19 protein-coding genes are annotated in these 18,630 nt (G+C 41.1%); 17 read left to right on the top strand and 2 right to left on the bottom strand.

Features of this window, described 5'->3' with window-relative positions; translation table 11 throughout:
- Window positions 1-25: 25 nt before the first annotated feature.
- A complete protein-coding gene (locus CDH51_RS04120) occupies window positions 26-934 on the bottom strand; it encodes a mechanosensitive ion channel family protein (RefSeq protein WP_100627370.1) in 909 nt (302 codons plus the stop codon).
- Between the two features lie 163 nt (window positions 935-1,097).
- Here CDH51_RS04120 and CDH51_RS04115 point away from each other — a divergent pair, with 163 nt between their 5' ends.
- Genes CDH51_RS04115 through CDH51_RS04100 form a run of 4 tightly spaced genes read left to right on the top strand, consistent with a single transcriptional unit; the run spans window position 1,098 to window position 5,665 of the window.
- Window positions 1,098-2,639 carry a bifunctional GNAT family N-acetyltransferase/carbon-nitrogen hydrolase family protein gene (locus CDH51_RS04115; RefSeq protein ID WP_100627369.1) on the top strand — a complete coding sequence of 514 codons (1,542 nt, stop codon included), beginning with the start codon at window positions 1,098-1,100 and terminating at the stop codon, window positions 2,637-2,639.
- Window positions 2,621-3,205 (top strand): KdsC family phosphatase, encoded by a 585-nt coding sequence (locus CDH51_RS04110; RefSeq protein WP_198514255.1) that lies wholly within the window; start codon window positions 2,621-2,623, stop codon window positions 3,203-3,205. Before CDH51_RS04115 ends, CDH51_RS04110 begins: the two co-directional genes overlap by 19 nt.
- A gap of 7 nt (window positions 3,206-3,212) precedes the next feature.
- Entirely contained in the window at window positions 3,213-4,040 is an 828-nt protein-coding gene (gene kdsA / locus CDH51_RS04105; protein WP_232724737.1) for a 3-deoxy-8-phosphooctulonate synthase, read from the top strand.
- A 5-nt stretch (window positions 4,041-4,045) separates the two neighbouring features.
- A complete protein-coding gene (locus CDH51_RS04100) occupies window positions 4,046-5,665 on the top strand; it encodes a L,D-transpeptidase family protein (protein ID WP_100627367.1) in 1,620 nt (539 codons plus the stop codon).
- Here CDH51_RS04100 and CDH51_RS04095 read toward each other — a convergent pair.
- Window positions 5,645-6,346 carry a murein L,D-transpeptidase catalytic domain family protein gene (locus CDH51_RS04095; protein WP_100627366.1) on the bottom strand — a complete coding sequence of 234 codons (702 nt, stop codon included), beginning with the start codon at window positions 6,344-6,346 and terminating at the stop codon, window positions 5,645-5,647. The genes CDH51_RS04100 and CDH51_RS04095 overlap by 21 nt on opposite strands.
- Window positions 6,347-6,628: 282 nt before the next feature.
- On the opposite strand from CDH51_RS04095, the gene CDH51_RS04090 reads away from it, so the two are divergent.
- The 13 genes from CDH51_RS04090 to CDH51_RS04030 all read left to right on the top strand — a co-directional run bounded on the left by CDH51_RS04090 (window position 6,629) and on the right by CDH51_RS04030 (window position 18,582).
- Window positions 6,629-7,039 (top strand): 6-pyruvoyl trahydropterin synthase family protein, encoded by a 411-nt coding sequence (locus tag CDH51_RS04090; RefSeq protein WP_024281987.1) that lies wholly within the window; start codon window positions 6,629-6,631, stop codon window positions 7,037-7,039.
- Complete coding sequence (folE, locus tag CDH51_RS04085; RefSeq protein WP_026945131.1) at window positions 6,999-7,703, top strand: GTP cyclohydrolase I FolE; 705 nt, start codon at window positions 6,999-7,001, stop codon at window positions 7,701-7,703. The genes CDH51_RS04090 and folE overlap by 41 nt, the downstream gene beginning before the upstream one ends.
- Window positions 7,704-7,812: 109 nt before the next feature.
- Window positions 7,813-8,493, top strand: a complete 681-nt coding sequence (locus tag CDH51_RS04080; RefSeq protein ID WP_100627365.1) for an SDR family NAD(P)-dependent oxidoreductase — start codon at window positions 7,813-7,815, stop codon at window positions 8,491-8,493.
- Between the two features lie 69 nt (window positions 8,494-8,562).
- The gene (locus tag CDH51_RS04075) at window positions 8,563-8,826 is read left to right on the top strand and encodes a hypothetical protein (RefSeq protein WP_026945133.1); all 264 of its coding nucleotides are present in this window, start codon (window positions 8,563-8,565) and stop codon (window positions 8,824-8,826) included.
- Between the two features lie 15 nt (window positions 8,827-8,841).
- Entirely contained in the window at window positions 8,842-9,285 is a 444-nt protein-coding gene (locus tag CDH51_RS04070) for a hypothetical protein (RefSeq protein ID WP_026945134.1), read from the top strand.
- Window positions 9,282-9,911, top strand: coding sequence for a flavin reductase family protein (locus CDH51_RS04065; protein ID WP_100627364.1), 630 nt, complete (start codon window positions 9,282-9,284; stop codon window positions 9,909-9,911). The genes CDH51_RS04070 and CDH51_RS04065 overlap by 4 nt, the downstream gene beginning before the upstream one ends.
- A 23-nt stretch (window positions 9,912-9,934) precedes the next feature.
- Window positions 9,935-10,930 carry a ligase-associated DNA damage response exonuclease gene (locus CDH51_RS04060; RefSeq protein WP_100627363.1) on the top strand — a complete coding sequence of 332 codons (996 nt, stop codon included), beginning with the start codon at window positions 9,935-9,937 and terminating at the stop codon, window positions 10,928-10,930.
- A gap of 94 nt (window positions 10,931-11,024) precedes the next feature.
- A complete protein-coding gene (locus tag CDH51_RS04055) occupies window positions 11,025-12,029 on the top strand; it encodes a phosphotriesterase family protein (protein WP_100627362.1) in 1,005 nt (334 codons plus the stop codon).
- 106 nt (window positions 12,030-12,135) lie between these two features.
- Window positions 12,136-13,665, top strand: coding sequence for a glutamine-hydrolyzing GMP synthase (gene guaA, locus CDH51_RS04050; RefSeq protein ID WP_024281995.1), 1,530 nt, complete (start codon window positions 12,136-12,138; stop codon window positions 13,663-13,665).
- Window positions 13,666-13,933: 268 nt separating this feature from the next.
- Window positions 13,934-15,580, top strand: a complete 1,647-nt coding sequence (locus CDH51_RS04045) for an ABC transporter substrate-binding protein (protein ID WP_100627361.1) — start codon at window positions 13,934-13,936, stop codon at window positions 15,578-15,580.
- Window positions 15,580-16,878, top strand: coding sequence for a glutamate-1-semialdehyde 2,1-aminomutase (gene hemL, locus CDH51_RS04040; protein WP_100627360.1), 1,299 nt, complete (start codon window positions 15,580-15,582; stop codon window positions 16,876-16,878). The genes CDH51_RS04045 and hemL overlap by 1 nt, the downstream gene beginning before the upstream one ends.
- Before the next feature lie 5 nt (window positions 16,879-16,883).
- The gene (locus tag CDH51_RS04035; protein ID WP_100627359.1) at window positions 16,884-17,234 is read left to right on the top strand and encodes a Spx/MgsR family RNA polymerase-binding regulatory protein; all 351 of its coding nucleotides are present in this window, start codon (window positions 16,884-16,886) and stop codon (window positions 17,232-17,234) included.
- 505 nt (window positions 17,235-17,739) lie between these two features.
- Window positions 17,740-18,582: a hypothetical protein gene (locus CDH51_RS04030; protein ID WP_100627358.1), complete on the top strand. Its 843-nt coding sequence runs from the start codon at window positions 17,740-17,742 to the stop codon at window positions 18,580-18,582.
- Window positions 18,583-18,630: the final 48 nt, after the last annotated feature.

Below are 18,630 nucleotides of genomic sequence, written 5' to 3'. Positions count from 1 at the left end.
TTTCTTCCAATGGGCGAAAATTACCCTAATTTTTTAAATTTTCAAATCCTGATCGTAAGTGTAGATCGCGCTGTGGGAATGGAATTTCGACTCCTTGCTCCTTAAACCGTTTGAAAATTTCATATAAAAGCTGGCTTTTTAGCACTTTTGGTCGATTGACATACTCTGAGGTCCATACCCTGAGGTTGAAATTGATGCTGTTGTCCCCATATTCTTCAAAAAGGACATCTGACTCAGGGCTTTCTAAGACTCCTTTATTGTCTTTGGCTACCTCCAGCAAAATCCTTCTTACTTTTTCCGGATCTTCACGATAAGCTACACCCACTGGAAAATTAAATCGGACCATTCGGTCAGAGTGAGACCAGTTGATCACTTGATTATCAATAAATTGACTATTTGGTACAACGATGGTGATATTATCATTGGTGACGACCATGGTGGATCGGGCTGAGATTTTGATTACATCTCCATTGACATCTCCCACTTCGATTCGGTCTCCCACTTTGATAGGCTGCTCAAAAAGAATGATAAGCCCACTGATGAAGTTGTTTGTGATGTTTTGAAGACCAAAACCGATACCAACACCAATCGCTCCTGCCAAGACCCCAAAAGCACTTAAATCAATCCCATTCGTCTGAAGAATCGAAAAAACACCAGCTAGGATCAAGACATATTTGACTATCGTTCCAATCGAAAGTCGCGTACCTTCAGTGATACTATATTTTTTCAAAATCCGATTGACCAGTAGTCTTCTGATCCATTCAGATCCCACAAAAAGAACGAGAAAGGAAAAAATAAGCGTCAGGACGAGCCCAATCGTTAATTTAGAATCACCCAAGTTGAAAAGACTCAGGTTCATGATTTGATCTATCCACTCCAGCAAATCGAAGTTGCTCGAATTGGAATTAGAAACAGTTGATGAGTCTGATTGCATAGATTTCGAAATATTAGTCGAATTTTGTAAGCAAAATATCAATAATTATCGACCCTGAAGTCAGAATTTACATTCATTCTTAAAAATCAAAATAAAATTCTGAAAATTGTCTGGTTAGCATTGTGATTTAAAATTTTTGATCGAAAATCCTTAATTTTGAACTATGAGTAAACAACGAGAAGAGCTCGAACATCGATTAAAACTTCGGAATATCAAGCTTTCGGATTTTGATGATATCCGAGAGATTATGGTATCCATCTACCGAAACAAAGGAATGGCCTGGACAAGGGAGGAGTTAAAAAATCAACTTAAGGTTTTTCCGGAAGGGCAGATTTGTATCGAAGATAATGGAAAAGTAGTTGCCGCTGCTTTAAGTATTATTGTCGACTACGGAAGGTTTGGAGATAATCACACCTACGATCAGATTACAGGATTTGGGAAATTTGATACTCACGATCATGATGGAGATACCCTCTATGGGACGGATGTATTTGTACATTACGAATACCGAGGCATGCGTCTTGGAAGACGTTTGTATGATGCGAGGAAAGAGCTTTGTGAGAATTTGAATCTTCGATCGATTATTGCCGGTGGTCGTATTCCTGGTTATTCCAAACATGCCGAGGAGATGACTCCAAGGAAGTATATCGAGTTGGTAAAAAATAAGGAGATTTTTGATCCGGTACTTTCATTTCAGCTTGCAAATGAATTTCACGTCCGAAAAGTAATTACCAAGTATCTTCCTGAGGATAAGGACTCTAGGGCCTACGCTACCTTGCTGGAGTGGATTAATATTTATTACGAAAAGGATGAGAAGCTTATCGGTAATAAGAAATCCATTGTCCGCCTAGGGCTTGTTCAATGGAAAATGCGGCGATTTTCAAATGTGGATGACCTGATGCAGCAAGTCGAGTTTTTTGTCGATACGGTTTCGGGATATAAATCGGATTTTTGTCTGCTTCCCGAGTTTTTCAATGCTCCACTTCTGGCCGAATTCAACGATATGGATGCATCTGAGGCGATTCGAAACCTAGCAGATTACACGGACGAAATTGTCGGCCGGATGAGCGATCTAGCAGTTTCATACAATGTCAATATTATTGCGGGTTCTATGCCTGAGTATGATGGTAAAAAGCTTCGAAATGTAAGCTATCTCTGCCGAAGAGATGGTACGCAGGCCAAGCAATACAAATTGCATATCACACCCGATGAAGCGGCCTATTGGGGACTTCAGGGAGGAAATGGAATTCACGTTTTCGATACCGATGCCGGAAGGATAGGAATATTGATTTGTTATGATGTGGAATTCCCCGAGTTGGGAAGAATCCTGGCTGAGCAAGAAATGGACATTCTTTTTGTACCATTCTGGACAGATACCAAAAACGCATTCCTTCGGGTCAATACCTGTGCTCGGTCTAGAGCCATTGAGAATGAGTGCTACGTGGCTATCACCGGGTCTGTCGGTAACCTTCCGAAGGTTGAAAACATGGATATTCAGTATTCCCAGGCTGCAATTTACAGCCCATCCGATTTTTCTTTCCCACATGATTCCATCGTCGCTCAGGCATCAGAGAATGCCGAAACGACCATTGTAGCGGATGTAGATTTGGATTTATTGACCAAGCAGCGGAAAGCAGGAAGTGTTAGGAACTTGGAACAACGTAGACTTGACTTATATTCGATCCAATGGAAGCAGAAAAAATAATCCAAGACTACTTTAGCCATATTCCTGCGGAGATTTTGGAGAAAGCCAAAAACATCAAGCTTTTAATCACCGATATTGATGGTGTATTGACTGATGGTGGGATTATTTATGATGATAATGGGCTGGAATTCAAAAAGTTTCAGGTAAAAGATGGTTTGATAGTCAAGCATCTCCGTAAAAATCGGATTTTGATTGGAGCGATTACAGGACGGAAGTCCAAAGTGGTTGAAAATCGCTGTGAGGAGCTTCGCTTTGATTTCCACTATCATGGAATAAAAGACAAGGGTAAAAAGCTGAATGACCTTCTTGAGACACTTGAACTTTCTCATCATGAAGTGGCCTACATCGGGGATGATTTGATCGATTTGCCAATTTTGAAAAAAGTCGGCCTTTCTTGTAGTCCTTCTGATGCCTTGCCTTACGTGAGCGCTCAGGTGGATTGGGTCAGTCGCTATGCAGGCGGCAGGGGAGTCTTCCGAGAAGTGGGCGACCTGCTTCTCTTTGCTAAGGGAAAGCTGAGCTCAATAATTGATTCATACAACGAAATAGAAAATGAAGAGAACTGATAGTCAAATGAAAATCACAGATTCTGTGGTTTTAGGGGGAGAAAAGCCTGTACTTTTTGCGGGACCCTGTGCCGTGGAAAGCTACGATATCTGCCTGGAAATCGGTACGAAAGTTAAAGAATGGGCTGAAGAGAACGGTTTTTCCTACGTTTTCAAAGCATCTTTTGATAAGGCTAACCGGACTTCTTCGGGATCTTTTCGGAGTATCGGAATGGATAAATCCTTGGAGGTCCTTCAGCGTGTAGGTCAAGCTTTGAATATTCCTTTGGTGACTGATATCCATGAAAGCTATCAGGCTAAGGAAGTTGCTGAAGTAGTAGATGTGCTTCAGATTCCGGCATTTTTATGTAGACAGACCGATTTGCTGATAGCTGCTGCAGAGACTGGAAGGGCTGTGAAGATCAAAAGAGGGCAGTTTATGGCGCCTGAGGATATGCAGTTTGCGGTTAAAAAAGTAAGATCTGCCGGTAATGAAAATGTCTGTCTTACTGAGCGCGGATTTTCTTTGGGTTACCACAATTTGGTAGTCGATATGCGTGGCTTGCCAATCATGAGGCAGTTTGCACCGGTAGTGTTTGACATTACTCATTCGGTACAGCAGCCAGGTGGTCAGGGAGGAACTAGTGGTGGACAGCGTGAGTTTGCACCTTTTTTGGCAAGAGCAGCCGCTTCTACCGGCATAGATGGATTTTTTATTGAGACACATCCTGAGCCAGCTAAAGCGCTTAGCGATGGCCCCAATTTGATTCCCCTTCATCGAATGGGAGATTTCCTGTCCATGCTGAAGGATTCATGGACTTTGGGCCGAAAGTATCAGGATTTTAAGATTGAATAGCCACAATGAGATTCAGCCTGCTTTGTTACTTTTTTCTTTTTGGGTTTATCAGCTTTGGGCAAGAGACTGATTTGCTTCGGCAACGCTTAGAAAATACGGATGCCAGTGTTGGTTTAGAGGTAAGAGGGCGGACCATTCAGAATTTTGGAGAACTCTTTAAGTTTTATTCTTCGAGAGACTTTCAATTTATCTGGAGCAAAGAAGCTAGGATAGGGGAGTTGGCTTACGAAGGGCGATATGAATTAGAACAGGCTCAATTTGATGGTTTACAGCCTTCGGATTACCATTGGGACTTGATCAATACACTGATTGAAAATTACGAATCCAACAGAAAGATCGGTGAGAAAAGTGATTGGACAGATCTGGTAGACTTGGAGTTGCTTCTGAGTGATGGATTAATTCAGTTGGCAAAACACCTGCATGTAGGCAAGGTGGATCCTTCGGAGCTTCAATGGGGATGGGAAATAATCCAAACAAAAGAATCCTTTGACCCAATAGCTTTTCTCAATCAAATCGACCAATCCCAGCGGGTAAGATCAAATATTTTTCAGTATTACCCAGAGTTTAGAATCTATCTGCGTGGGCGGGAGATTCTTCGTAATCTATCCGAGCTTTCTAAAGTAGACAGTTTGGACTGGTCTGCACTCAGTGTCAATAAATCAATCAAAGTAGGCGATAGCCATTCTCTGATTCCTGAGATCCGTGAACGACTTCAGTTCTGGGGTTATGCCGGAGGAAATGATTTGACGGAGCGGATATATGATTCTCTTTTGATGAAATCCGTCCAAGCTTATCAATCCTTTCATGGGATGACTAGTGATGGGATCATTGGGAAAAACACCTTAGCTTCTTTAAGTCAATCCCCAAAAGATATGATGGATAAGGTAGCTGTGAATTTGGAAAGGCTTCGATGGCTTGATGGTAAAAAGAATGGGAGTAAGGCTATCTTAGTGAATATTGCAGATTATAAGTTAGTCCTTTTGGATAAGGAGGATACTATTTTTCAATCCAAAGTAATCGTAGGCAAATCCTATCACCAATCGCCGGTTTTTGAGGCGAAAATGAGTTATCTGGTCTTTAGTCCTTATTGGAATATTCCTGAGTCGATTGTTAGAAATGAGATCATTCCCTCGGTAAGGAAAAACCCAAATTACCTTACTCAAAAGAATATGGAGGTTTTGACTTACAATAGAGAAGTCGTGGATCCAAGTACAATTGATTGGAAAAAGCGTTCCATTCCCTATTTGGTAAGGCAAAAACCCGGCCCACAAAACTCACTGGGATTAGTCAAATTCATGTTTCCAAATAAACATAGCGTTTACATTCATGACACTCCTGCCAAGTCGCTGTTTGGACGAGAAGAGAGAGCATTGAGTCACGGGTGCATTCGATTAGAAAAGCCAAGAGAGCTTGCTCAGCTTCTTCTTCAGGATCAAAAAGAATGGGATGATGAGAAAATTTGGGATGCGATGAACAGTCATGAAGAACAGACCGTCAATCTGAAGGAAAAAATACCTGTTTATCTGATCTATTTGACGTTTTGGGCTGATGCCACAGGAAAGCCAAATTATCGACCAGATATCTATGGAAGGGATGCAGAGGTATTAACCTTGCTTAGAAACTGAAGCAGAAATAAGCTTTGAATTGCTGAGATAGTCTTGATCTTCTCCATAAATAAAGAGCAGTGAACCTTCCTTGATTAGCTCTATGACCTCTTTGGATAGCTCGCTAGGTAAGGCTGGGCAACCCAAACTTCTTCCGAGCCGGCCTGCTGCTGAAATAAACTCTTCCCTGGCATAGTCGGCACCGTGAATTACAATCGCTCTTGGTCTGGCTAAGTCATTGAAACCTTTCTCCAAGCCATCCAAACGAAGGGATAGTCCATGCTTGCCGTGATAAGTTTCAGCCGTTTTATAGAATCCCAAGCTGCTTTTATAGGAAGAAGGTTTATTGGAAAAGTTCTTGGCATAGAGCTCTCCAGAATTTCTGCCATGGGAAACTACCGAATTCACGAGTACGAGTTTATTGACTGGATCGATGACCCAGAGTCTTTTTTCCGTAGAAGGAAGACTAAAATCGATGATGGTGATAAGGTGATTTGAAATGTTGGACTCCAATTGTTCCCAGCCTTTGAATGCATATTCAAATACTTCTTGTTGGGGTAGGTTTGGGGAATTGGAGGCTATTTCCTCATATAGATTTTCTATTGGAGAGCTGTATGTTGAAGATAAATCTTCGCTTTTGATTTCTTTTTCTGCGTGAAAATTGAGCAATAAAGAGAATAAGGCAATGTGGAATAGGTGCATAGGCTTGGGTTTTGCTTCAGGTTATTTTGATAATCATCAAATTCAAGCATAAGTTCCAAATAATCTTTTGATCAAGGTCAAAAAAGATTAATCGTACCATGAACTATTTTCAGAAAAGCAAACGTTTAATTCGTGGTGTTAGTACGTTTCACCAAAAAAATAGAAATAGCATAAGCCAACACTTAAAATTTAAATAGCAGAAATTCAACGACTTAAATAATTTGTTTAAAGAAATAATAGAAATATTAAACAAAATTTAAAAAACTGCTGTTTCCCAATTGCATGAAAGTAACAGTAATCCGCAAAGAACACTTCAACGCCGCTCACCGGCTTCACAATCCAAATTGGTCAGATGAAAAAAATGCTGACATCTTTGGAAAGTGTAATAATCCCAATTTTCACGGACATAACTATGACCTGCACGTAAGTCTACGTGGAGATATCGATCCCGATACAGGTTATGTGTATGACATGAAGGTGTTGAGTGATCTTATCAAAGAACATGTATTAAATAAATTTGATCATAAAAACCTAAACTTGGATACCGATGAATTCAAAAATCTCAACCCAACTGCAGAAAACATTGCAGTGGTTATTTGGAATATTTTGAGGGAGAAAATTGATCGGAAATTCGAATTAAGCATTCGACTCTATGAAACAGAAAGAAACTATGTTGACTTCGATGGGAATTGATATTGCCCGTGCATCTTATGAAGAACTTGGTGAGGAGCATTTGGCTTCTTCAGTCGAGACTCCGCTTCGTGAAGATGCCTTTGAAATGGATGACGACCTCAAGGTCGAATTGATCGAGAAGCATTTCAAAGAAATCATGAATATTCTTGGACTTGATCTTACTGACGACAGTCTCAAAGGAACACCCCATCGAGTGGCTAAAATGTACGTCAAGGAAGTTTTTGCAGGACTTAATCCCAAGAATAAGCCGGTTGCAAAGCTTTTTGAAAACAAATTTCAATACAACCAAATGCTTGTGGAGAAAGACATTACTTTCTTTTCACACTGCGAACACCATTTCGTGCCGATTTATGGTCGAGCTCATGTAGCTTACATTTCAAATGGAAATGTGATCGGGCTTTCTAAGATCAATCGGATTGTACAGTACTACTCCAAAAGACCTCAGGTTCAGGAAAGGTTGACCATGCAGATAGGAAACGATCTCAAAGAGGCATTGGGAACTGATGATGTGGCGGTTATCATGGACGCATATCACATGTGCGTAAGTTCAAGAGGTATCAATGACACCAACAGTTCTACAGTCACTTCATTCTACAGTGGCAAATTTGACACAGACGAACAAACAAGAAACGAGTTTCTGAAATATATCAGTCTCGAAAAGTAATAAATAGCTAAACCAACTTAGAGACCGGGCTATTGTCCGGTTTTTTTTGTGACTTATTCAAAACAAATCTTAGAAAAAAAGATTTTTAAAATAGAAACAAAACAACAGTATGAACGGAAAAAATATAGTCCTAATCGGAGGAAACTCAGGAATCGGAAAAGAACTCGCAGAAGCCTTGAAGGCGAAGGGAGCAAATTTATTTTTGTATTCAAAAAGTGGTGAAGGCACCACAGCCTTGGATACGACTGAAGACTTTTCAGACATTCCCGATCTACCTGAGGTGATTGATGGACTTGTATATGCTCCGGGCACGATCAATTTGAAGCCTTTTCACCGGATTTCCATTTCAGAATTCCAAAAGGAACTTGATATCAACTTCCTGGGTGCTGTGAGAGTGCTTCAAGCATGTATGAAAAGCCTAAAGAAATCTGAAAGTGCATCAGTTGTTTTGTTCAGTACAGTTGCTGTGCAGACAGGAATGGGCTTCCACGCGAGTATAGCTGCTGCGAAAGGTGCTATCGAAGGACTAACCCGTTCACTCGCAGCAGAGTGGGCGCCTAATAAAATTAGAGTAAATGCTATCGCACCCTCTTTGACGGATACTCCGTTAGGTTCTGCTTTGCTATCAAGTGATGATAAGCGGGAAGCAAGCAATAAGCGTCATCCTATCGGAAGATTCGGAACACCAGCTGACATAGCCAAGGCGGCTGAATACCTGCTATCAGATGATGCATCTTGGATGACGGGTCAGATTCTTCATGTAGATGGAGGAATGTCTAATTTGAAGTGATTTTAAACATTTTCATCCCTGAATTTGTCATTAATACGGGTACGGTCCCGAGATGAACGAGCTGTGAATATGAAGACACCACCTGAATCATTCCTACTTTTTAAGGAAGAGTTGAGGAAAGCCCAATTAGAAAAAGAAAGGCTACAAAAAGAATACGAGTCCAAGCTTTCAGAAGTCAATCAGGAGCTTTCAAGATTGAAAGAGCAAATCCGCTCTCAGCAAGAGATGATGCGGACTACCCTAGAGTATGCCTCAAATCTTGAGGTACGCCTGGAGCAATTTAAAGATGAAGTTAACCGCACTGAAGAAGCGCGAAAAAAATCTGTTTACTAATCCCGATCTATTGCCATGAACGACACCTTGCATACCTCCGAGACGCAGGATTTTGAACTGGCCTTTGAACAAAAATATGTTCGCGTGCTGATCAGTCCAGAATTAAAAATTGTTATTTGCGAACTTCTTGCCGACTACATTCCAATCGAAGACTTCAAAGAAGCTTTTCATCAGATCGGTGAAATAGTCAAAGCAGGAAATTATGAGAAATTCATTTTTGATAAGCGATCGCTGAGAGCTTTTCATCAACCTACCATGGAATGGTATTTCATCTATTGGAAAAAGGAAATGCTGGAATATGGGGTGAAAACTCACCGTAAAATCCTTCCTGATGAAAAGTGGTTTGAGAAAATGGTTCAAATCGCCAAAGCTCAAATCCTTCAAAATTACCCAGACAACATTATTGATCAATTGGATATCAAATATTGTGATACCATTGAGGAAGCTATTGCCAAATGATCAAGCACTTTACTAAAGATGAAATATTAGAATCAGATTCTTTCTTTCGGAGGAATCTGATTAATTGTCTTTCTGGATATAAAAGTCTGAATCTCATCGGTACCAAAAGCTCTGAGGGGATATCCAACTTGGCTCCTTTTTCCCAAGTTTTTCATATCGGGGCTAGCCCACCTCTTGTGGGAATCCTCTTTCGACCTCATACAGTGAAAAGAGATACTTTGGAAAATATTTTAGAGACAGGCTATTTTACAATGAACCAAGTTACTCCCTCCTTTTACAAAGAAGCCCACTGGACTTCAGCAAGATGGGAGGGGAGTGAGTTTCTTCACACAGGTTTGGAAGAACTCTATCTTGATGATTTTTCAGCTCCTTATGTCAAGGGAAGTCCTCTCCAGCTAGGCTGTCAACTGGTCGAAACTCAAACGCTAAAAGTAAATCAAACCGTCTTTGTGATCGGTAGTATTGAGCATATTTATGTAGAGGAAAAAGGTCTGCGAACCGATGGATCATTGGATTTAAATGTATTGGAAAGCGTTACAGTTTCCGGTTTGGATGAGTATCATGTGGGCAAGAAGCTCGCACGACTTAGCTATGCAAAACCGGATCGGGAAGTGGAAGAGATTTAAATTGTTTTCATAAATCAATTTATGTGAATCTCCTCGAACTCACCGACTCAGGACTTTACTGTCCTCCCGCAGGAATTTTTATCGATCCCTGGCGTCCTGTTGACATGGCGGTGATTACCCATGCCCATTCCGATCATTCTCGCTGGGGAATGAAACATTACTTGGCCCATCATGATTCTGCCGAGGTGATGAAGCTCCGTTTGGGGCAGGAAATCAGTCTCGAAACCGTGGATTATGGTCAAGAGATTTTGATGAATGGAGTGAAGATTTCCCTCCATCCAGCAGGACATATTCCTGGCTCCTCACAGATTAGATTGGAGTACAAGGGTCGAATAGCTGTTGTAAGTGGAGACTACAAGGTGGAGGATGATGGACTTTCCACTCCCTTTGAACCGGTAAAATGTCATGAATTCGTCTCTGAATGCACTTTTGGTTTACCTATATACAAATGGGAATCACAGGAGGAAATTTTCAATCAAATCAATTCATGGTGGAAGGCTAATGCCTCTGAGGGTCGAAATTCCGTTCTATTTGCGTATTCGCTAGGCAAAGCTCAGCGAATTTTAAAACATCTGGATATGTCCATCGGGAAAGTCTTTACTCATGGAGCTGTCTGGAACACAAATCAAGCCTTACTAAATAGCGGAGTTGATATCCCTGATGTACCCAAGGTTACCCAAGACATTCCCAAGTCTGAATTTAAAGGAAGTCTGATAATTGCTCCACCTTCTGCGATGGGAACTCCTTGGATGCGGAAATTTTCGCCCTACCGGACGGGGATCTGTTCAGGTTGGATGGCTATTCGGGGGACGAGAAGAAGAAGAGCCGCCGATAGGGGGTTTGTTTTGTCTGACCATGCCGATTGGGAGGGTCTGATCAGTGCCATAGAAGGTACTGAAGCAGAAAAAGTCTACCTGACACATGGTAGCACCGCATCTTTTGGAAAGTTCCTTCAGGAGGAGAAGGGGATTGATGCCGCAGAGCTACAGACTCTTTTTGGAGAGGAAGAGGTGGAGTAGGGAAATTAAGTCAGTATTGAAAAATTAGAAGATTGTAAAATTGAAAAATTGACTTCCTACCAATATCTTGAGCATAGAATCATATCGCCTCCTTATGTCTAAGTTCTTGAATTTCATATTCATAACCATTTTTTTTATTTCCTGTCAAAATCATCCTTCAAACAATTTTGATAATTACATAAATACTGTCGCCGGACCCATTTCTATTGACTCCATGGGTTTGACGCTGATTCATGAGCACATGTTGGTGGACTTTATCGGAGCCGATTCCATCAATTCCGGTCGTTGGAATCGTGATTCTGTCGAACAGAAAGTCCTTCCATTTCTTTTGGAAATAAAGCAATATGGCGTCCAAAGCATTCTCGACTGTACCCCTAGCTATTTGGCCAAGGATCCTTTGTTGCTCAAATCCCTTAGCGAAAAGTCAGGAATCCAAATCTTGACTAATACCGGATTTTATGGTGCAGTGGGAGGGAAGTATTTGCCCGATTTTGTTCAAACGGAATCTGCAGAGCAGTTGGCAGATCGGTGGATAGCTGAATTTGAAAATGGAATTGAAGGGACTAGTATTAAACCAGGATTTATTAAAATTTCGGTGAATGAAGCCGATACCCTTTCGCTCATTGATCAGAAGCTAGTCAAAGCAGCAGGGATTACCCATCAAAAAACAGGATTGACCATCGCTTCTCATACAGGAACTTGGAGAACTGCTGTGCAGGAGGTGAGAATACTTCAAGAAATGGGCGTAAACCCATCCGAATTTGTGTGGGTTCATGCTCAAAATGAACCGGATTTTGAAAATTATAAAGTTGCGGCAGAAATGGGTGTTTGGATTAGCCTGGACGGAATCGGCTGGGCAATTGACCCCTATGTGGATCGCCTGATTTTCGCCAAAGAAAATGGAATTTTGGGCAATGTGCTGATTTCTCATGATGCCGGCTGGTATGATCCAGCCAAAGCAGGAGGCGGAGATTTCCAGCCTTTCACCAATATTTTCGAAAAGCTGATTCCGATCCTAAATGGAAAGGGGTTCACCGAAAAGGATTGGGATTTATTGTTAAAGGAAAATCCTAAATCAGCTTTTTCAATTTATAAATAGTTGATTATGAGAATTTTTCAATTTTTCAAATTTCTATTTTTCCGATCCACTCCCAAATTTTCTTTGCCAACCTTTATCAATCGGTCTGACCTGCTTACCTTTGCGCATGGCAGAACAAATCCTCATCCTCGATTTCGGTTCTCAGTACACCCAACTCATCGCTCGAAGAGTCAGAGAACTGAACGTTTATTGCGAAATCCATCCTTTCAACAACCTTCCTGAAATCACCTCCGACATCAAAGGCGTGATTCTTTCGGGCTCTCCTTGCAGTGTCCGGGACGAAGGGGCTCCTGATTTGGATTTAGACAATCTTAGAGGAAAGCTTCCGATTCTAGGCGTTTGCTATGGTTCTCAGCTTCTTGCTCAGAAGTATGGTGGTGAAGTTTTGCCTTCCACAATTCGGGAATATGGCCGAGCAAATCTAGATCACATCGATTTGCATCATGACTTACTAAAAGAAATGACTCATGGTTCCCAGGTTTGGATGTCCCATGGAGATACCATCAAGAAATTACCTGAGGGCTTTGAGGTGATTGCAAGTACTTCCTCGGTGGAAGTTGCTGCATTCAAAGTCGAGGGAGAAAAAACTTACGGAATCCAATTCCATCCGGAGGTTACCCATTCAACCGAGGGCAAAAACCTTCTCAGAAACTTTGTAGTAACGATTTGTGGCTGCGCTCAGGATTGGACTTCGGATGTCTTCATTGATGCCACCGTGGCGGAGCTGAAAGAAAAAATCGGTTCGGATAAGGTAGTTATGGGACTTTCAGGTGGAGTGGACTCTTCGGTAGCCGCTACTTTGATTCACCGTGCCATTGGAGATCAGTTGACCTGCGTTTTTGTAGACAATGGTTTGCTTCGGAAAGATGAATTCGAAGAGGTGCTACATTCCTACAAGGATATGGGATTGAATGTCATTGGAGTAGATTCCAAGCAGCGATTCTATGATGCCCTAGCTGGAATTTCAGACCCTGAGGCTAAAAGAAAGGCAATAGGCAGGGTCTTTATCGAAGTATTTGATGATGAGGCGCATAAAATAGATGGCGTAAAATGGCTGGGTCAAGGGACTATTTATCCCGATGTGATTGAATCAGTTTCTGTAAAAGGTCCTTCAGCCACCATCAAATCCCATCATAATGTGGGAGGCTTGCCTGATTTTATGAAGCTTTCTGTGGTGGAGCCTTTGAATACCTTGTTCAAAGACGAGGTACGCGAAGTAGGACGAGCATTGGAGATTCCTGAGACCATTATCGGACGGCATCCATTCCCGGGTCCGGGTTTAGCTATTCGGATTTTGGGAGACATCACACCAGAAAAAGTACAAACTCTACAGGAAGTTGATCATATTTTTATCCAAGGATTGAAAAATCATGGGCTTTATGACCAAGTCTGGCAGGCAGGAGCCATTTTGCTTCCCATTCAGTCGGTAGGAGTCATGGGGGATGAGCGTACCTATGAGCGGGTTGTAGCTTTGAGAGCGGTAGGATCCGTAGATGGAATGACGGCTGATTGGATTCATCTACCTTATGAGTTTCTTGGTAAAATGTCCAATGAAATCATCAATCGCGTGAAAGGTGTAAACCGAGTGGTTTATGATATTTCCTCCAAGCCACCAGCAACCATTGAGTGGGAATAAATTGAAAGTTAATTGATTGAAAAAATTCCTTAAATCTTGATTTTCTAGATTATTGGTTTGGAAATTGTGAGAGGGATGCTTAAAAAATGCTTAAATCGAAATACTGATTGGAGTTCATTTGTTGATATTTCATCCATTAGCTTTCTTAAAAATCTTAAAAACCCGGAGTGTTTCCTTCGGGTTTTCTTTTGGAATGGGTTTTCGGCCTAAACTTTGGGTTTGGAAATAATGATTTAAATTTGTCCATAAGCTTATCTAACTGATCGGAATGCAAAAATCACTTCTTTTTTTAGCCCTTCTTTTTTTAGTGCTTACCGTAAATGCCCAAAACGCACCTGAGGGTTATTTACAAGCCAAAAGACAATTGGCTTCAGGCTCTTACTGGGATGCCATGAATAGCTTTCGAGCTTTTCAGGATGAATCAAAATATGGAAAATTGGCTTTGTATGCTTCCTATCATGCAGGAGAGTCAGCATTAAAGGCCAATCAGGCAGAAACGGCTATCGGTTTACTGAAGCCACTAGCAAGTCGAAATTGGGAAAACCAAAATGAGACAAAAATTCTGCTAGCAGAATCCTATTTATTGAATAGGAATATTAACGAAGGTTTGGACTTACTGAAAAGCCTCCCTCAATCATTTACTGAGCAGGCAAATGATCTTGCCTATAAGTATCTGGTTCAGCAGAGCCCTGATTTTTTGGTGAGAAACCTGAAAGAATATCAGGATATTCCAGCTTTCACCGCTGCGCTCAGTACAGTGCTTAACAAGAAGACCGTGCTTTCAGCAGATGAAAAATCGCTTTACTACGAGCTTCGAGGTCAGGGAGAAAATTGGTCAACCGGGAATAATGTTAAAAATGACATTTTGGACCTGGTGGTGATTTTACCTTTTTCATCAGGTACTCAGTCTCCAGATCCGGAGAGTTTTATTTTTGAATTATATGAGGGTATTCTATTGGGTATCGACCAATTGAAGTCAGAGGGAATGCGTGTCAGTATCAGTACCTTCAATTCAAAGCGCTCAGTTGATAATCTCCGGTCTATTCTTTCGGATGAAAAGGTGAAATCTGCCGATGTGATTATTGGTCCGATTTACCCGGAAGAAACAGATTTGGTTAGTGCCTTCGCTGAATCCACACAGATTCCTTTTATTCACCCACTTTCCAACTTGGGGGATCGATTTGAGGACAAGAATTATAGCTTCCTTTTCCGGCCTTCTGCCGATAATATATCCGAGGGAGTTTTTAGAGCGGTCAAAGGTCAGAGTTGGGGTAGTCGGATTGCAATTGGCTATGGAGGAAGCTCTAAAGACCTACGAAGTGCCAACGAATTGAAAGAACGTATTGAATCAGATGGATTTCAATTGGTTGATTTTAAAGAATTGAACCCCAGAAATGCAGCCTCTTTTTTGACAGATTTAGGTATCAGACCCACGCTCGATAGTGTAGAGGCGAATGTAGATCAGGTTATTATTCTTTCCGATGATCCGAATATTGCAAGCCCGATTTTATCTTTTTCAGAATCAGTAGCGACAGAAATTCCAATTTTAGTCTTGGACTCATGGCTTAGCTTCAATTTCGCTAATTATGAAATGCTTCCTCATGAGAATTACTATTTTATCGCTAATAATACCCCCAATTACGAATCCGAGACAATGAAACTATTCAGGAACGAATACTATCAAACACACTCTACGCTTCCTAGCCTAAACGCTATCCTTGGTTTTGAGTTAGTATACTGGGTGGCGATGAATGCCCGTCCTGATCTGGGATATGATTTCCGTGCAAGTTTGGATCAGCGGGTTTTTGCTCCGGGAAAGTTGACATGGGGATTCAACTTCCAAAACAGTAATTCTAATCGATACGTGCCTGTATTTTCTCTATCAGCAGGCGAATTGAAACCTTTAAATTATTAATGAATATTTCAGAAAGTAAGCGGCTTTTTGCGAAAGCCCAAGATTTTATTCCCGGTGGAGTAAACTCCCCTGTGCGCGCATTCCGTGCAGTAGGCGGAGATCCGATTTTCATCAAAAAGGCCTCTGGTGCTTTCATTTACGATGAAAATGATAATGCCTACATCGAAATGATCAATAGCTGGGGTCCGATGATTTTGGGGCATAACCATCCCATCATTCGAGAATCGGTGATTCAGGCTATGGAGTCAGGCACATCCTTTGGGGCTCCAACAGCTCGGGAGATTGAAATTGCGGAATTAATCATTTCCATGGTGCCCTCTGTAGAAAAGGTCAGGATGGTTAACTCCGGTACGGAGGCTACGATGTCAGCTATTCGCGTAGCCAGAGGCTATACAGGAAAGGATAAAATTATCAAAATGATCGGTCATTACCATGGTCATGGTGATTCATTTTTAATTGCAGCAGGATCAGGTGCGATGACTATGGGGCAGCCGGATTCGCCCGGTGTGACTGCTGGTACAGCCAAGGATACACTTTTGGCACCTTATAATGACTTGGAAGCAATTGAAGAGTTGGTGCGATTGAATAAAGGTGAAATCGCAGCATTGATACTCGAGCCCGTACCCGGAAATATGGGGCTAGCTATTCCAATGCCTGGGTATTTGGAAGGGTTACGTGAGATTTGTAACCGAGAAGGTATTGTCTTAATCTTCGACGAAGTGATGACCGGATTTAGGTTGGCTCCAGGCGGTGCACAGGAGCTTTATGGAGTCACTCCGGATATGACCACGCTTGGAAAAATAATCGGTGGCGGTATGCCTGTAGGAGCTTATGGAGGCCGAAGGGAGATCATGGACTTTGTGTCACCTTCCGGTCCGGTATATCAAGCAGGAACCCTTTCGGGAAATCCAATTGCTATGGCAGCAGGCTTGGCCATGCTGAAATATCTCCAAAGTCACCCGGAGACTTATGGTCAATTGCTGAATATTGGAAGAAAAGTCAGTGAAGGAATAAAGAAGATTAACCTGGAACTAGGTTATGATTATACTGTCAATCACGTAGGAAGTATGTATTCCTTGTTTTTCACGGATCAGCCCGTGACGGATTTTGAATCCGCCAAGCAGGCAGATACAGGTTTGTTTGGAAAATACTTTCAAGCTATGCTACAGCGGGGTGTCTATCTTGCACCATCTCAGTTTGAAAGTTTATTCTTGTCAACTGCTTTGACTGATGAGCTGATTGATAAGATTCTAGAAGCCCATCGAGAGAGTATGATTGAAATTCACAAAAACCAGTAAATGATATGAGTTTGAAAGTTTACGGAATCAAGAATTGTAACACAATGAAGAAAACCTTCGACTTCTTGGAAAGCAAGGGCGTCGAATATGAATTCATCGATTACAAAAAGCAAAAGCCATCGAAAGAATTGCTTACCGGTTTTATTGAAAAGGCAGGTTTGGATGCTGTGATTAATAGAAAAGGAATGACTTATCGAAAAATGGATGAGGGTCATAAGCAAAGCTTGGAAAAGGCAGAGTCAGCCATCCCTATTCTGATGGATAATTCCAGTATGGTCAAAAGGCCCATCATTTTGTATCCGGATGATAGTATTACTTTAGGGTTTGATCCCGATTTGATTTCAGGGAAAATTTAGGAAAGAGGCTTCGGCCTCTTTTTTTATTCCTTTTTTTTGACCGCGATAGGCTGGAAATCAGTATGGTTTCGAGCAGCTTCTTTTAAAAATTAAATTCAGGTATTGTCATAACACAACCTATACTAGAATATATTGATAGGGCTCTTGATGACTTTTTAATCTTATGGGACTCTTTTTTCAGCCTTTATAACGCGAGAACTCAGGCGTGTTTATCATATCTGATAATCAGATTTTCGTGCCTGAAAAGTGGCTGAACGTAATTGATCAAAATTTTTTTTGAACATTATAAACTGAATTTTTGAGTAAAATTACCCATTAACTTATTTTATAAACTGGCGGAAATTACCCATTGACACAACGGCTTTTAAACGCTACTTTTGAAATGAAATACAAAAAAGATATTCTGAAAAGCAGAATACTGTTCAAATTTTCTCAGCACTTTTAATCTGAACAAACAGACTATAACTTTAATTAATCAATTTCTAACAATTAACTATTTCAAATCATGAAAAAATCAATTTTATTCTTCGGTGCATTAGCTTTTACAGCTTCTGTTTCCTTCGCCCAAACTGGTGTCGGAAACACCTCAACAACTGATCAAACAGGCAATAACAACTCGGCTACTGTTGATCAGCTAGGTAATGATAATATTTCTACCCTTATTCAGGACGGAAATAGAAATATGGGTAGGGTACAGCAAGGAGGATTTGGTGGAGGAAGCGTTCAGTCAAATAATGCTGTAGCTTTTATGAATCAAATTGGAAATGATAATGAGGCGCTAATCCAGCAGAGACAAGGTTTTTCAGGTGGTACAGCTGCTAGTTATCATGAGATCATCCAAGATGGAAAAGAAAACGATGCAAGACTGAGAACTTTCAATGGAGGTAATGAAGGTTTTGTATTACAAGTAGGTAATAGAAATGATGCCGACGGAAGTCAATCCTCAAGTGGGCATCTTCTGATTATCGAACAATTTGGAAACGACAACGTTGCTGAAGTTGACCAATTAGGAGCCTCAAATAATTTTGCTTATATCGGTCAAGATGGAAACGATAATCGAGGTAAAACCTTCCAGAGAGGTGATGGTAATAGCGCGGATTTCATCCAAGTAGGTAACAGAAATCTTGCTGTAGATATTGTTCAGCTAGGTGATGGTAATTTCTTCTTCGGTACTCAAATCGGTAATGATAACGAGTCAATCCTACTACAGGATGGTTCTTTTAACGATTCATTTGTGTTCATTGACGGTAACAACAACTTCACTCAGCTAACTCAGACAGGTAGCTTTAACTTCTCTGAGCAAATCCAAGTTGGAAATGGAAACGTTTCAGTTGTAACTCAGAACTAATTTAAATTCAACAAATGCTTGGCTAACTAAGTTAGCCAAGCTTTTTTC

This window comes from Algoriphagus formosus, assembly GCF_002807035.1.
Classification (GTDB): domain Bacteria; phylum Bacteroidota; class Bacteroidia; order Cytophagales; family Cyclobacteriaceae; genus Algoriphagus; species Algoriphagus formosus.
The sequence above is the reverse complement of the archived record's forward strand: the minus strand, read 5'-3'. Positions and strand labels throughout refer to the sequence as shown.

Excerpts from the sequence above, each read along its gene's own strand:
- CDH51_RS04070 (WP_026945134.1), top strand. The coding sequence starts at position 8,842 with ATGAACGACACCTTGCATACCTCCGAGACGCAGGATTTTGAACTGGCC.
- CDH51_RS04030 (WP_100627358.1), top strand. The coding sequence starts at position 17,740 with ATGAAAAAATCAATTTTATTCTTCGGTGCATTAGCTTTTACAGCTTCT.
- CDH51_RS04035 (WP_100627359.1), top strand. The coding sequence starts at position 16,884 with ATGAGTTTGAAAGTTTACGGAATCAAGAATTGTAACACAATGAAGAAA.
- kdsA (WP_232724737.1), top strand. The coding sequence starts at position 3,213 with ATGAAAATCACAGATTCTGTGGTTTTAGGGGGAGAAAAGCCTGTACTT.
- CDH51_RS04055 (WP_100627362.1), top strand. The coding sequence starts at position 11,025 with ATGTCTAAGTTCTTGAATTTCATATTCATAACCATTTTTTTTATTTCC.
- CDH51_RS04090 (WP_024281987.1), top strand. The coding sequence starts at position 6,629 with ATGAAAGTAACAGTAATCCGCAAAGAACACTTCAACGCCGCTCACCGG.
- CDH51_RS04045 (WP_100627361.1), top strand. The coding sequence starts at position 13,934 with ATGCAAAAATCACTTCTTTTTTTAGCCCTTCTTTTTTTAGTGCTTACC.
- CDH51_RS04075 (WP_026945133.1), top strand. The coding sequence starts at position 8,563 with ATGAAGACACCACCTGAATCATTCCTACTTTTTAAGGAAGAGTTGAGG.
- CDH51_RS04095 (WP_100627366.1), bottom strand. The coding sequence starts at position 6,346 with ATGCACCTATTCCACATTGCCTTATTCTCTTTATTGCTCAATTTTCAC.
- CDH51_RS04115 (WP_100627369.1), top strand. The coding sequence starts at position 1,098 with ATGAGTAAACAACGAGAAGAGCTCGAACATCGATTAAAACTTCGGAAT.
- hemL (WP_100627360.1), top strand. The coding sequence starts at position 15,580 with ATGAATATTTCAGAAAGTAAGCGGCTTTTTGCGAAAGCCCAAGATTTT.
- guaA (WP_024281995.1), top strand. The coding sequence starts at position 12,136 with ATGGCAGAACAAATCCTCATCCTCGATTTCGGTTCTCAGTACACCCAA.
- folE (WP_026945131.1), top strand. The coding sequence starts at position 6,999 with ATGAAACAGAAAGAAACTATGTTGACTTCGATGGGAATTGATATTGCC.
- CDH51_RS04110 (WP_198514255.1), top strand. The coding sequence starts at position 2,621 with ATGGAAGCAGAAAAAATAATCCAAGACTACTTTAGCCATATTCCTGCG.
- CDH51_RS04120 (WP_100627370.1), bottom strand. The coding sequence starts at position 934 with ATGCAATCAGACTCATCAACTGTTTCTAATTCCAATTCGAGCAACTTC.
- CDH51_RS04065 (WP_100627364.1), top strand. The coding sequence starts at position 9,282 with ATGATCAAGCACTTTACTAAAGATGAAATATTAGAATCAGATTCTTTC.
- CDH51_RS04080 (WP_100627365.1), top strand. The coding sequence starts at position 7,813 with ATGAACGGAAAAAATATAGTCCTAATCGGAGGAAACTCAGGAATCGGA.
- CDH51_RS04100 (WP_100627367.1), top strand. The coding sequence starts at position 4,046 with ATGAGATTCAGCCTGCTTTGTTACTTTTTTCTTTTTGGGTTTATCAGC.